This is a genomic window from Rubripirellula tenax (genome assembly GCF_007860125.1).
GTDB lineage: Bacteria > Planctomycetota > Planctomycetia > Pirellulales > Pirellulaceae > Rubripirellula > Rubripirellula tenax.
Map to the genome: position 1 here is coordinate 1,424,537 of NZ_SJPW01000001.1, position 14,449 is coordinate 1,438,985.

The 14,449-nt window shown below is 57.1% G+C and carries 12 protein-coding genes; 7 read left to right on the forward strand and 5 right to left on the reverse strand.

The features are described from left to right. Positions 1-172 precede the first annotated feature (172 nt). The gene (locus tag Poly51_RS05300; RefSeq protein WP_146454898.1) at positions 173-649 is read right to left on the reverse strand and encodes an NUDIX hydrolase; all 477 of its coding nucleotides are present in this window, start codon (positions 647-649) and stop codon (positions 173-175) included. Positions 650-677: 28 nt separating this feature from the next. Between Poly51_RS05300 and Poly51_RS05305 the strand changes: the two genes are divergently transcribed. From Poly51_RS05305 to hrpB, 4 genes are all read left to right on the forward strand, one after another. After that, complete coding sequence (locus Poly51_RS05305; protein WP_146454900.1) at positions 678-2,006, forward strand: CCA tRNA nucleotidyltransferase; 1,329 nt, start codon at positions 678-680, stop codon at positions 2,004-2,006. Positions 2,007-2,042: 36 nt separating this feature from the next. Further along, complete coding sequence (locus Poly51_RS05310; RefSeq protein WP_146454902.1) at positions 2,043-3,110, forward strand: succinylglutamate desuccinylase/aspartoacylase family protein; 1,068 nt, start codon at positions 2,043-2,045, stop codon at positions 3,108-3,110. Positions 3,111-3,373: 263 nt separating this feature from the next. Then, the gene (locus tag Poly51_RS05315; RefSeq protein ID WP_146454904.1) at positions 3,374-4,477 is read left to right on the forward strand and encodes an endonuclease/exonuclease/phosphatase family protein; all 1,104 of its coding nucleotides are present in this window, start codon (positions 3,374-3,376) and stop codon (positions 4,475-4,477) included. Between the two features lie 167 nt (positions 4,478-4,644). Then, complete coding sequence (gene hrpB / locus Poly51_RS05320; RefSeq protein ID WP_146454907.1) at positions 4,645-7,167, forward strand: ATP-dependent helicase HrpB; 2,523 nt, start codon at positions 4,645-4,647, stop codon at positions 7,165-7,167. Positions 7,168-7,176: 9 nt separating this feature from the next. On the opposite strand, the gene Poly51_RS05325 is transcribed toward hrpB, so the two are convergent. Next, on the reverse strand, positions 7,177-7,608 hold the full coding sequence (locus tag Poly51_RS05325; RefSeq protein ID WP_390621745.1) for a cytidine deaminase: 432 nt from the start codon (positions 7,606-7,608) through the stop codon (positions 7,177-7,179). A gap of 54 nt (positions 7,609-7,662) precedes the next feature. Further along, positions 7,663-8,976: a thymidine phosphorylase gene (locus tag Poly51_RS05330; protein ID WP_146454911.1), complete on the reverse strand. Its 1,314-nt coding sequence runs from the start codon at positions 8,974-8,976 to the stop codon at positions 7,663-7,665. Between the two features lie 121 nt (positions 8,977-9,097). Between Poly51_RS05330 and Poly51_RS05335 the strand changes: the two genes are divergently transcribed. Continuing rightward, complete coding sequence (locus Poly51_RS05335) at positions 9,098-10,411, forward strand: S1C family serine protease (protein WP_246114270.1); 1,314 nt, start codon at positions 9,098-9,100, stop codon at positions 10,409-10,411. A 57-nt stretch (positions 10,412-10,468) separates the two neighbouring features. Here the strand turns inward: Poly51_RS05335 and Poly51_RS05340 are convergent, their stop codons facing one another. Both Poly51_RS05340 and Poly51_RS05345 read right to left on the reverse strand, forming a co-directional pair. Continuing rightward, positions 10,469-11,530: a transglutaminase-like domain-containing protein gene (locus tag Poly51_RS05340; RefSeq protein ID WP_246114271.1), complete on the reverse strand. Its 1,062-nt coding sequence runs from the start codon at positions 11,528-11,530 to the stop codon at positions 10,469-10,471. A 216-nt stretch (positions 11,531-11,746) separates the two neighbouring features. Beyond that, positions 11,747-12,349 carry a hypothetical protein gene (locus Poly51_RS05345; RefSeq protein ID WP_146454915.1) on the reverse strand — a complete coding sequence of 201 codons (603 nt, stop codon included), beginning with the start codon at positions 12,347-12,349 and terminating at the stop codon, positions 11,747-11,749. A 213-nt stretch (positions 12,350-12,562) separates the two neighbouring features. On the opposite strand from Poly51_RS05345, the gene Poly51_RS05350 reads away from it, so the two are divergent. Continuing rightward, complete coding sequence (locus tag Poly51_RS05350) at positions 12,563-13,546, forward strand: alpha/beta hydrolase (protein WP_146454917.1); 984 nt, start codon at positions 12,563-12,565, stop codon at positions 13,544-13,546. 6 nt (positions 13,547-13,552) lie between these two features. Continuing rightward, positions 13,553-14,428 carry an aminotransferase class IV gene (locus Poly51_RS05355; protein WP_146454919.1) on the forward strand — a complete coding sequence of 292 codons (876 nt, stop codon included), beginning with the start codon at positions 13,553-13,555 and terminating at the stop codon, positions 14,426-14,428. The last annotated feature ends 21 nt before the right edge of the window (positions 14,429-14,449 follow it).

Sequence of the window (14,449 nt, forward strand, 5' to 3'; positions counted from 1 at the left end):
CGGGCTGACGTTCGTCGTTGGAAAACGACCACTTTCGGGTGGTAATTTTCCGACGCTCGGAACCTCACGGGCCGGGTACAGGAGTACCCGGCCGCGAACGCTCGCAGGATCTGCTGTCACGCGATCGACGGCGGATTGTCGCCGCTCACCTGTCCGCGAAGCGCAAAGGCTTTTAGTGATCGAGATCGATCTCGCCCCGTCGCCAAGCGGCCACAAACGCCGGCAGACTGGGCAATACATCGTTGACGCTGTTGAGCTCGTCCGGCTTCATCCAAAAATACTCTGAAACTTCGGGTTCATACGGTACCGGCGTCACGTCTTGATCGAGTCGTGCCAACCACCACGCCAAGATCGTTCCCCAGGGCGTGACGCTTCGCCAACATAAACGAACCGGATCGACATCGATCGCCAACTCTTCTTGCATTTCGCGAACCAATGTCTCGTGCTCGACCTCACCCAATTCCATGGTTCCGCCGGGCAGACAAAGCTTTCCGGGTGCCGTCACGGTCAATGAACGTCGAATGATCAACAAACGTTCGTCACGAAAGATGACGCCGACCACTCCGCGCTTGCGACCAAAGTTGTCGGCCGGCCGGCGATCGGCTTTGGATGTATCGGAAGGCGGCGTCGGTGGTGGTATCCTGTTCATGCTGTGCTTTTAGCCGAAGCAAACGCCAATGACAATCGTGATCCGGTCGCGACCGAATCTCTCACCCAAGGCAACGCTCATCACCGCCGCTCAAACCGCATTTTTCCGGGGCCCCGAATCGGCGGAAGCCCTTCGCATCATAGACTGCTTGCGCCAATCTGGATTCGAAGCCGTACTGGCCGGCGGGTGCGTACGTGATGCGCTATTGGGAAAGCAACCCAAAGACTATGACGTCGCCACGAATGCGACGCCCGATGCGGTTCGACAAGTATTCGGGAAGCGAAGCACGCTTGCTTTCGGAGCCTCCTTCGGCGTCATCGGAGTCCTACCACCTCGCGGCGATCGATCCCCCGACGAAACCGTTCAACCGACCGAGGTCGCGACCTTTCGAAGCGACGGCGAATACAGCGACGGTCGACGACCAGATTCCGTCCACTACGGAAACGCGGAACAGGACGCGCTGCGTCGCGACTTCACGATCAATGGACTGTTCTACGATCCGATCTCCGATCAAGTCATCGACTACGTCAACGGCGTCAAGGATCTGCAAGCAGGACTCCTTCGCACGATCGGCAATCCCCATCTGCGATTCGGCGAAGACAAATTGCGATTGCTCCGAGCGGTTCGATTCACGACGACGCTGGGTTTCAAGATTGATCCAACCACCCGTCAAGCCATTCGATTGCACGCCCGCGACCTTCCGTTGGTCAGCGGCGAACGAATCGGTGCCGAGATGCGGCGCGTCTTCACGGCTCCGTCGTTCGTTGACGGACTCAGGCACTTGATCGACTGCCATCTGGATGAAGTCGTGCTACCCGAGCTAGTGAGCGTGGATCTGGATTCATTGAAAACCACGTCTGATCATTTGGCACGACGCGACTTCCCCATCGTGATGGCCTGCTTTTTAATACATGCCGATGCACCGGAGCATGCTCTTCAATCGATCACCCAGCGATGGAAACTTTCGAACGAGGAAGTTCGCCGAGTCACCGCCGCGATAACGCATCACGAAACCGTCATCCACGCCGATCGGCTCGCTTGGTCGACGGTCCAGCCCTGTTTGACCGATCGTGATGCCGATGTCATCATCGAAGTTGCGACGGCCATCACGCACCAACGCGGCCACGATGTCAACGGCTTGTCGATTGCCCGCAAAGCCTTGACGTTGCCAGCGGACGAACTCAACCCGCCACCACTGCTAACCGGCGACGTCTTGCGGTCGCTCGGAATTCCCGCCGGACCGCAATACAAAGCGATCCTGCAAGCGGTCCGCGACGCCCAGCTCGACGGCACGATTCGGACTCGCGACGAGGCGATCGCCATGGCCAGGATCGATAAGCCGGGAAGCACTTCTTGAATTCACCCACACCACTTCAACAACGCTGAGACTTCTATGACTGACGCGTCCGACACACAGCAATGGTTCGGCACCGACCTGGGCCCTGGACAATCGGTGAATACCGAAATTGAGGTGACCGAAAGTTACAGCGGGCGAAATATCGCGATCCCAATTCAGGTTCGGCGCGGGCTCCGCCCCGGCCCCACCGTGTTCGTCAGCGCCGCGCTTCATGGCGACGAACTCAACGGCACCGGTGCCATTCGCACGTTGATTGGTGATGATTCGTGGACTCTCGATTCCGGCACGCTCTTGATGATTCCGGTGCTGAATTTGTTGGGTTTTGAACGGCACTCGCGTTACCTTCCCGACCGCCGCGATTTGAACCGTTGCTTTCCCGGGTCGGCCGGTGGCAGTATGGCATCGCGATTGGCCAAAGTCATCTTTGACTCCGTCGTTGCACGATGCGACTACGGAATCGACTTACACACAGCCGCCGTCCGTCGCACCAACTTTCCGAACGTACGCGCGAACCTTGACCAAGACGAGTGCTTGCGATTGGCAACAGCATTCGGATGCGGAATCTTGCTCCACGGCATTGGTCCTAAGGGATCGCTGCGCCGCGAAGCGACCAATCTGGGATGCCCGACAATCGTGGTCGAAGGTGGTGAAGTCTGGAAGGTCGAGTCGTCGGTCGCCGAGTGCATGACGCGAGGGGTTTTGAATGTGATGAAGGAACTTGGCATGATGCAGGGCGAACCGATCTTGCCCGATTCGCAGGTCATGATTCGAGAAACGAAGTGGCTGCGAGCCGAACGGGGTGGATTCATGTCGATGCACTGTGCCCCAGGCGATAGCGTCGAGAAAGGTCAAGCGATCGCCACCAACAGCAGTTTGTTGGCCGAAGACCAAAACCGACTCGAAGCACCTTTTTCCGGAATCATCATCGGCATGACGACGTTGCCCGCCGTCCAACCGGGCGAACCCGTCGTGCACGTGGGCCGACTTGCGAATACCAAATCAGTCCGCCGACACGCGAAACAGGTCGCCGGCGACGATGTTCAGCGCACAGCGCACGAGCATTTGGCGACCAACATCCAAGTCACAACGCCGACGGAAGAATGATGCCAGCGGTTCGGCAATCAAGTAGCCATCAGGCCCCGTGCGGTGGCTACTTTACGTGACACGTCAGGGGGACACACATTCGGACTTGCACCGGGGGACAATCACCCGGTATGGAACAACTCACAAATGTTCAGAACGCAGTCGGCGGCCAAGGATGGCCGTGTCGATCAGGTTGCCCGTAAAGCACGCGGGCGACTCAGGCAGGGAGGCCTGGTGTGGCAAATACGCGGAGTCGCTCACGAAAAACATCGTGGTTTCCATCGATGTTCAAGATGCTGTTGCTGGCCGTTTTCGGCAGCGGTGGTGTCGGCTACTTCAAGCCCGACTTTCCGGTCATCGGCCCGATCGTCGCGAGCATTTTTCAGCGTGGTGAACCGAATCGCGATGGTGCGTCGGCGATCGATCGCATCACCCAAATCGATCCGGGACCCACATCGCCACAAACGACCGCTCCGCCGCGTTCGAACTCGTCGCCACCCGCCGGCAATCTGAATCCGCGTTCAACGAATCCCGTTCGGACGCGATTGGCATCGTCGCGGCGACCCGATGATCGAATATTGATCGCAACGTTCAACATCCAAGTTTTCGGCGAAAGCAAACTGGACAAACCCGATGTCGTCGAGACGTTGGCAAGCGTCATTCGTCAATTCGATGTCATCGCAATTCAAGAAATTCGCGCGCAAAGCGACGACATCCTGCCGCGTTTCCTGGAAGCCGTCAACGCCGACGGCAGCCGATACGCCTTCCTGATCGGCGAGCGATTGGGCCGCACCATCAGCACCGAACAGTACGCATTCCTTTACGATACGCGTCGCATCGAGCACGATCCCTATTCGTTCGGCACGATGACCGACAAGAACGACTTGCTACACCGCGAACCCTTTGTCGCTCGCTTTCGCGCGCGGACGCCTTCGCCCGAGCGAGCATTCACCTTCTGGTTGGTCAACATTCATACCGACCCCGACGAAGTGCCAGCGGAGATCGCTGCGTTAGCGGAAGTCTTTCCCGTCATGCAGTCGGCGCGCGCGGACGAGGATGATGTCATCTTGCTGGGTGACCTGAACGCGTCCGAACACGAACTCGGACCGCTCGGACGGTTACCGGGAATGGATTGGGTCGTTCGCGATACGAGTACGAACACACGACAAAGTAAAGCGTACGACAACATTTTGTTTGACCGACGGTCGACCCGTGAAGCGACCGGCCAATGGGGCGTGATGAACCTCGAAAGCGTTTTCGGCATCACCAGAGAACAAGCGATTGAGGTTTCCGATCACCTGCCAGTTTGGGCAGAATTTTCTGTGTGGGAATCCATCACACCCGGCGTCGCCAACAGCAACGATCCGGTGGATTCGCAACGAAGGTAGTGATCGATATCGGCATCAGCCGGGTATGATGCACCCAGCCAGCCGAATTCCACCAATGATCCGCGACTCTTTCGAATGACCTTGATCATTGCAAATATCTCGTTCGCGTCCAAAACCGCCGGACCCTGCTGCGTGACGCGTTGCGGCACAGCCATGGCGATCGCATCATGATCTCGCCCGACGAACCGCGACTACCGGTCTCGGATTGCTTGGTCGAAATCGGTGACGCGATCGCAAAGCAGCTCCCCGTTGTCTTGAAGGCTCCGCCGGGGGCCGGAAAAACCACGGGCGTCCCACCGTACCTGATGGAAACTTCCGTCTGTGGAAGTGGAAAAATTCTCTTGATCCAACCGCGTCGACTGGCTGCCCGTTCGGCTGCCGCACGACTCGCATCGATCGTTGGCACGACACTGGGTGACGACGTCGGCTATCAAGTCCGCTTCGACAAGAAGGTCACGCGGAACACTCGGTTGATCGCGATGACAACCGGAATCCTGATTCGCCGATTGCAGGATGATCCGTTGCTCGAAGACGTCTCGTGCGTCTTGCTGGACGAATTCCATGAACGAAGCCTCGAAGTCGACCTGGCACTGGGGATGTTGCATCGCATCCGAACGACGCTTCGTCCCGAACTAAGCTTGGTCGTCATGTCGGCGACCTTGGACCCGCAACCGATCGCCGACTTTCTTGGCAACGCACGTGCCATTATTAGCGAAGGACGAGCGTTCCCGGTAGACATCAAATACACCAAGACCACGTCGCGTGATCGGATCAGCGAACAGGTCGTCGGCGTTTTGCCCGATGTCCTGCGATCAACACCGGGTCATGTGCTCGTCTTCCTGCCGGGCGTCGGCGAAATCCGATCGACTCATCGAGCGATCGTCGATCGACGCCTTGATCGTGATGCGACCGTCATGGAACTGTATGGAGACCTATCGCCCGGCGACCAGGACGCCGTCCTTGGTCCGTCGGATGTTCGCAAGATCATTCTAGCGACCAATGTAGCCGAAACGTCGATCACGATTCCTGGTGTGACGGCCGTCATCGACAGCGGACAAGCTCGCGTGATGCGATTCGACCCCCACGTCGGCTTGCCCAAGCTGATGCTCGAATCCATATCGCAAGCATCCGCCGATCAACGCGCAGGCCGTGCCGGGCGGACAGCACCGGGCGTCTGCCATCGATTGTGGCCCGCAGCCGCGAACACAGCACGCCGACAACTCGATACACCGGAGATTGCTCGCGGCGATTTGTCCGACGCGGTCCTTACACTCGCCGCCTGGGGCGAAAAAGACGTGATGGCATTTCCTTGGTTGACCGCGCCGCCGTTGGACGCCGTCGATCAAGCCACGGAACTGCTGCGGCGCCTCAACGCGATCGACGAATCGCGAAATGTCACGGAAACCGGACATCGAATGATTCGCTTGCCGCTGCATCCAAGGATGTCTCGTTTCATGATCGAAGCCGCCCATGATTCGATCGTCCCCGATGCCGCTATCGTCGCAGCGATTCTGACCGAACGAGATCCGTTTCGTGGCAGAATGCGTCCGGTTGTCACGCATTTAGTTGCTTGTGACATAAGTGATCGACTGGAATGCATGAAACGGTTTCGCAACGGCGACTCATCGGCGGTCGAAAACGCACCAGCGGCACGGCAAATCCTTCGCGTTGCCGATCAAATCAAGCGAATGGTCGATCGCAGCGATGCCCAACCTTCACGCGTAGTCAGCGATCATCCGATCCAAGCGGCACTCTTAGCAGCGTATCCCGATCGAGTCGCCCGGCGGCGAAAGCCGGGTGATGCCCGCGGTTTGATGGTTGGCGGTCGTGGCGTCAAATTGGACCCTGGCTCGGCGTGTCGTGACGGAGATCTGTTTTTGTGCATCGACGTTGACGGACGTGGCACCGAAGCAAGCGTTCGCGCCGCAACCACAATCGATGAACGCTGGCTGGACAAGCGTTTGATGCTAGAAATCGACGAGCCGTTTTTCAATCCAACGCTGGCCGCCGTCGTCGCACGGCGTCGCCGCTACTTCGACGATCTGATGCTTTCCGAATCGCCGATCAAGTGCGAACCCTCAGCAGAGGTTGCGGCGTTGCTGGCTCGCCACGCGGCCTTGAACTTAGAAAACGTCTTCCCGGCGAAAGACAAAGACATCGCCGCGTTCATTGACCGAGTGAGATTCTTGACCGAGCATATGCCCGAACTTGAACTCTTACCCATGGACGATGCGGGCGTACGCGACGTCTTAGAACAGCTTTGTCAATCAAGAACGTCAATCAAGGAACTTAAAACGGCGCCATGGCTAGACCATCTGAAATCGCGATACGATTGGCAAACGCTGCAATCGATTGAGCAGTACGCGCCTGCGAAGATGAAGGTTCCCAGCGGCAATTCAATCACCGTTCACTATGCCGCCGATCGCAGACCTTGGATGGAAGTTCGCATTCAAGAATTGTTCGGATGGTCAACGACACCGAAGATTGCGGGCGGTCGAATTCCACTTCAACTTCATCTTCTGGGTCCGAACTATCGACCTCAACAGATCACCGAAGACCTTCAAAATTTCTGGAACGAAACCTACGCGCACGTGCGAAAAGAACTTCGTCGCCGATATCCGAAACACCATTGGCCCGACGACCCGACGGAGGCTGAAGCCACCACGCGTGGCCTTAAACCGAGACCGTGATTCACAACGTTAGCGATGACTTGGCAAGTGCGACGAATCGAACGCATCGGGCAACAACTGGTTCAGGTTTCGAGTCCGCCGCGCACCGTCGATCACGTCGACCATCACGACGAGTGTGTCGGTGCAAAACTCGGCCAAGAATTGGCGACAGGCGCCGCATGGCGTGACACCGCCAACACTGGCGATCGCGATCGCTTTCCAACGACGATGGCCCGCCGCAACCGCCGACGATGCGGCGACCCGTTCGGCGCAAAGGCACATCGAATAGCTCGCATTTTCAACGTTGCATCCGCAAACGATTGTTCCGTCGTCCATCAACATCGCAGCACCGACATAAAAATGACTGTGCGGGGCGTAGGCTTGGTCACGCGCGCTGATAGCGGAATGAACCAATCGGTCAATCTCGTGGGGTTTCAACTCAGTCATACTGCTAATCGAAATCGAATCATTGCGGTGAAAAAATTGTCGATCGACGCCCTCGGTTTCGTCGCCTCACTATCGGCCAACACCCAATCGGCCAAGGATCAACGGACTCTTGCAGACGGGGCCATCCACGACTTCAACGGCGTTGGCAAGTAGCTTAGCATAATCGTTTGCTTGGACCGTGGAACAATGGAGCGTCAAAATCGGCTCGCCACGTTTCACCGGGTCACCAACACTGTGATGTACGCGAACTCCGACAGCGTGATCAATCGGATCTCCCTTTTTGCGTCTCCCACCCCCCATGGCTACAACGACCTGCCCTATAGAACTGCAATCGAAACGGGCGACAAAGCCATCGTGATCCGCGGTAATTTCGGTTTGCGGGGCAAGGCGTCGCGGTTGGCTCAGTCGTCCACCCTGTGCGGCAATCATTCGTTCAAACCTTTCCATCGCACTACCGTCATCGAGCGTGGACGCCAAACGGGTTCGAGCCGAATCTAGCGAAGGCGCGACGCCGACTTGAACGAGTAAGTCGGCACAAAGTTCGATTGTCAAATCTCGCACGGCACCCGATTGCCCCGCCAAGACGTCGATCGATTCGTTGACTTCGATCGCATTGCCGATGGCGCGGCCGAGCGGTTGGTCCATGTCCGTGATCAACGCGGTCGTCGGCAATCCGGCCTCGCCGCCCACCGCAACTAACGAATCGGCAAGCCGCAGCGCGTCGGATTCGGTTTTCATGAATGCGGCTGAACCGGCTTTGACATCCATGACGAGAGCATCCAAATTGGCGGCCAATTTTTTGCTCAGGATGCTGGCCGTGATCAACGGTATCGATTCCACCGTCCCGGTCACGTCACGCAATGCGTACAGTCGTCGATCGGCCGGCGCGATCCGCTCGCTGGCACCGATAATGAACGCACCGACTTCTTTCAAAATCCGACTTGATTCCTGGTCGGACAAATCAACGGTGAATCCTTCGATCGATTCCAACTTGTCCAGCGTCCCGCCAGTCAACCCCAAACCGCGCCCGCTGACCATCGGAACGTCGACGTCACAGGCCGCCAGCAACGGCGCAAGGATCAAGGACACTTTGTCGCCCAAGCCACCCGTGCTGTGTTTGTCGACACGCGGTCGCCCGCTCGCCAGTCGTCCCTCGGCCAATCTGTCCGGTCGTGGCAGTCGATCCCCACTTTCCAACATCGCGCGGGTCAGCGTTGCGATCTCGCGTCGGTTCATGCCCCTTATGCAGATCGCCATCGCCAAAGCTGACATTTGGTAGTCGGTGACCGCTCCGGAACAAAATCCTTCGATCAAAAATCGAATTTCATCATCGGAAAGTTCATTGCCGTCGCGTTTTTTAACCAGCAGTGTGGATGCAAGCATGCCTGAGAGTGCTTTCTCGAATGTTCGGTCCGATACAGAAGTTGCATTGACCGTTATATTGTCTGCGGATGACCAACGCGATTCGCCTCGGAGCTCTCGGATGATCAAAGCCCCCCCATTTATGTCTAAACACATGACTCAGTTCATCGTATTCATGGCAGTTGCCGTCGGCTTGAACATCCCGACTCATGCGCAAACCTCTGCCACTGCCGAAATTCAAGCCGGCCCCCGAGCTTTGTCCAATGCCTTCCGGGCCGCAGCCAAGCAAGCCACGCCGGCGGTGGTCACGATTTTGTCGTACGGACAACCAGTCGCTCGCCCTAACCAATCGGGCACCGCGAACGAAAAGTCCGACGACAACTCGCCGATCGAGGCGGACGAAAAACAACTGACCGGCATCGGCAGCGGGGTCATCGTCGACGCCGACGGTATGGTCATCACGAACAACCATGTGATTGCCAATGCAAAACGCGTCGTTGTTCAGATGTCCGACGAAACGGAACACGAAGTAACGAAAGTCTTTGGCGACCCGGCCAGCGACGTGGCGACGCTAAAGATCATCAGCGACAGTCCACTTCCTCACGCGCAGGTTGGCGATTCGAACGCGATCGAAATTGGCGACTGGGTACTGGCCATCGGCAGCCCCTTTCGTCTCGAAGCGACCGTCAGCGCCGGCATCATCAGCGCCAAAAACCGCACCATCCGTCGCATCGACCGCGGCCGATTGATCCAAACCGACGCGGCCATCAACCCCGGCAACTCGGGAGGCCCGTTGATCGATCTGGATGGAAAAGTGGTCGCGATCAGCACGGCCATCGCCACACGAAACGGCGGCTATCAAGGCATCGGCTTCGCGATCCCCATCAATCAAGCCAAGTGGATTGCCGAAGAACTGGCCAAGCACGGCAAAGTACGGCGTGCGGCCATCGGCATTCGCATTGCCGAACTGACACCCAAGATTGCCAAGAAATTCGACTTGCCGGTCGGGCTGGGGATCCTGGCCTACCAAATCATCGAAGGATCGGCTGCCGAACGAGGCGGAATCCAACCGCTCGATGTGATCGTTGAGATTGACGGTGAATCAATCAATGATCCCGCCAGCCTGCAATCGGCGGTAGAACGCTTGCCCGTCGGTTCATTCCAAGAATTCAAAGTCTTTCGCGCCGGCAAGGAAGTCACGCTTCAAATTGAAATCGCGTCGATGGAGGATCCGACGTTGTCAAAGGATGCAGAATCGACATCGAAAGATCAAACCCCCGAACAAACCAATGCACCGGATCGCACCACGGCACCCGATCCGGTCGCCGCCGATGACGACGCAGATCGTGAAAATGGCGAATCGGAAAAAGCGGCCGAAAAGATGGACGAAGCGGAAATCGACCAAGCCGATGCGTCGGGCGTGCCTTCTGATATCCCGGTATTGCCGAAACCCTAAACGGGCAATCTGCCAACGTGATTCATTCGCCGGCATTTGGGTCGCGAACGGTTCCGATCAAACGTCGATCAATTCACGGATGAACTTGGGACGCGGGTTACCTTTGCCCTTCCGATCGCACTTGAAGTACTCGCTGACGTAGCGAAGTTGCGTTGAGCTCTCGGGAACTTTGAAACGATCACCCTTTTGCAGCACGGGACGATACTCGTCCATCCGGCCGAATTGTCGCGTCCCCGCCGCCTGACAGGGAAACCAGATTCCCGTCGAAGGCTGGCCATCACTCGGCGGCGTTTCCAAATAGAATTCTGGGTAACAGTGATCCGGAATCCAAACCATGCGAGCGGGGATGCCGCTGTTTCGACACATCGCGACGAACAGGCTGGTCATGTCTTCGCAGTCGCCTTTCCCATCTTTCAACGCATCGGACGCGTTTCGAATCGGTCCCTCGACATACTCGACATTTTCGCGGACGAAGTCATAAATTTTCTCGACGCGTTCCCAGTCATTTTCAACTTCGACCTTCTCCAGATCTCTGGCCGCCATCTTGATCCGCGCGTTGCTGGTGTCGATGTTAGGACTGTTCCCCATCGAATTCCTCAGCTCTCGCGAGGGCCGAGACGGAATCAAAAGATCGTCCGTTTTGTCGGGCGGCAAAATGCGTGACCGCGAGACGGCCAACTCAAAAGTAATCTCAACCGTCGATCCGGCCGTGACACGAGCCATCTGCAGGACGACCTGTCGGGCACCGCCGGGAAGGTCACGCGTTTTCCAACCGGTCACATTTCGGTCGATGTTTTGGTTCAACAGCGTAACGGTTTGTTCGGGCCAATCCATCGGAACGACAAACGTCGCCAACACGTTGCTGCATGTGACGGGCGTTTCCAAGACGAGACCGATTTTCCAGTTTTGGATTTGCGGCGCGTCATAGACCAATCGCGTGTCGCTTGCCGCATCCGACAAAGTTTCCGCCAAAGATTCCGATGCCGCCGTCGCGACGCCTTCTTCACCGATATCTTGTCCGCTTGCTCGGGCAACCAAAACCGATCCAAACGTCAACGCGGTCGCTTGCCGAATCCACGCACGTCGGTCGGAATCGAAAAATCGATTGAATGTATTCACTTCGTTGCAAACCCATTAGGAGAAAACCGAAACGGTCGGGACAAAGACTGCTCGCAAGAGCATCTCTGTCCCGACCGTCGCTCTGTTCATCGAATACGCATTCAGGATCGTTTGGAACTTTGCTTGGATAGGTGTTCAGCCCGACATGTCGAAACGGGCCACCGAAATGTCTATCCCACTATAGCTGCAATCGTTTTTCGCCAACAACCAAAGTCTCTATAACGCTTTGGCGCCGGATGGCAGCGGTTCTTCCCACAGAATTTTATTTCCGTCGGTGTCGATCTTTCGCGCCTGCCAACCTTCCGATGTGACCGGTGCGGAAGGATACGCGCCGCTCGGATAGGACTCCATCGGAATCGACGACGGAGGATACGCCGGCTCGCCAATGACTTGACCTTCGTACGGAATCGAACCACCGTCGTAGACTGAACCTGACGATAGGTAGGGATCCGATACCGCTGGCGCGTAGCTGTCATAGGCGTTGCCGCAACCGCAGGTGCCGCTGGAGTAGGCGTCCGACGGATAGCTCGTACCGGCATAGCTTTGGCAACCGCACGACGGTGCCGTCGCAACACCTTGTGGAGCTTGGAATGCGGGTGCGTACGCAGGCGCAGCAACCGGCGCGGACCCGCACAGACCCGATGCACATGGGGCGGGCATCATGTTTCCAAATTGTGGTTTTGGCAGACAGCTGCCGAGCTTCGTGCACAGGCCGCACTGGGCGCCGCGACCAAACAAAAAGTTTCGTGTCGCGCCACAGCCTGTGCTGATGACGATCAGCGTTACCGCCGTCATCATCGTTGCAATCCGACTATTCATTGTAGTTTCCTTGACATGCATAGAGAGCGTATTCGGTGATCTCAAGTGGGAGACCTGTCAAAAGTACGACGCTCTGAGTGTTGTGCAAACGCAACATCGTTATTTTTAAGCAACAATCTGATGACAACACGCAACACACCCCCTTTGCCAAGCTGCGACCACATGACGCGCCCGCTCCCCCGAATCAACCGACCATTCCCTCGTCTTGGGTTCGTGAAGTGCATCGCCGTTGCGACGATGTGCTTGCCGCTGATGCCCGTGACGAAGGTGTCCGCCGATGAAGGTTTGGTCTTTGACAGTAACTCTGTCATTCCATCGGACGCCGGCGATCGACTGTGGGTATTGAGTACCCGTCGATTGACCAGCGACGTTTGCCGTGCCGATCTGGATTCACCTTCCTTCGATATCGACGGACTCGACGCCTGTGGGAACCGATGGGGATCGAGTCTGGACGAATACCTAGCGAAGCGCGCAGACGGACGGCGAACCGTCATTTATGTCCACGGCAATCGTATGGAGCCTTGCGATGCGATCGAACGAGGGTTGACCGTCTACCAACGCGTTTCCCAGTTTCGACAGAACGACCCCGTAGACTGGCTGATCTTTAGCTGGCCCAGCGAACAAGTCGGCATTTTGGCTCGCGACGTAAGAATCAAAGCAGACCGCGCCGATGCGGAAGGCCTTTACCTGGCTTGGCTACTGCGCAAACACGCCGAATATGGCACGCCCACATCGTTGATCGGCTACAGTTTCGGAGGCCGCGTCGTAACGGGTTCGCTGCATGCCCTGGCTGGTGGCTCTCTTGGCGGACGTTCACTTCCCGGACCGCCCGTGACCGGTTTGTCCTTTGACGCAGGGTTGGTCGCACCGGCGATCGCGAGCAACTGGATGAACCGAAACGGCTACCATTCTCTTGCAACGCAGAACTTGGAAAAGCTGCTCCTTTACTACAATCAACGTGATGCCGTGCTGAAGCGATATTGGTTGATCGATCGTGTACGAGGCCAAGCCGCACTGGGCTACTCGGGCCCAACGTCCTTCGCACCTCGGGCGGATGGCACGAAGCTGCCGGTCAAATCGCGTGACTGTTCGCCCATCGTGGGCCTTCAGCATTCCGAAGTCGACTACTATCAAGCTCCCTGCCGCGCGGGCCGCGGCATGGCTTTGATGATCGACGGCGATTGGACCGGGTTCTAGTTTTTGATGGCAACGTCTCCTTTATCACGAATCAGTTTTTTCAGCGGAAACTGGATCGAACACGATCGCATGGTCGTGTCGATCGATGACATAGGGTTTCGGCAATCCGTCACAGTTGTCGAACGACTGCGCACCTATAACCAACGTCCCTTCCAGTTCGAAGCTCATTGGAAACGCTGGCAGTCCTCGCTCGATGCGTTAGCGATCGACGACACACCCACGCGCGAAGCCATGACTTCGATCACCGATGAACTGCTTCATCGAAATCGCGATTGGGTTAACTCGAATGGCGACGTGGGCATCACTTGGTTTGCGACACCCGGGTTAATGGGGACATCGCCCCATGAACGCGTACCAACGATCGGAATTCATCTGAATCCGATCGACCATGATCGAAATGTCGCCAAACAAACCATCGGGCAACCGCTGGTGATTACAAGCGTTCGTCAGCAACCCGACGACGCTTGGCCAAGAGCGATCAAGGTGCGATGCCGTTTACACTATTTTCGAGCCGACCAAATGGCACAGGCTGTCGATCCACATGCCGTCGGAGTTCTGATCGATGACGACGGGTCGGTTACCGACACCAGCATCGCCAACCTTGCCATTGTGGAAGGCGGCTCGATCGTCTCACCCGAAGCCGATCAAGTCCTGGCCAGCGTGTCGCAAGCGGTCGTCGAACAAATCGCCCATGAATTCAACATCGCCTGGCGAAAAGAACGCGTGCGCCCGGACCGCATCACCCAGGCGGACGAAGTGCTGTTGATGGGCACCGATTGTGGGGTCTGGTTCGCCAATCGCGTCGGCACGGCAGACATCCATGGACGTCGACCGGGCCCTGTTTTCCAGCGAATTTCGAACCATTCGATTTGGAACGGATAGAACTCGCTCTGTTTGATTATC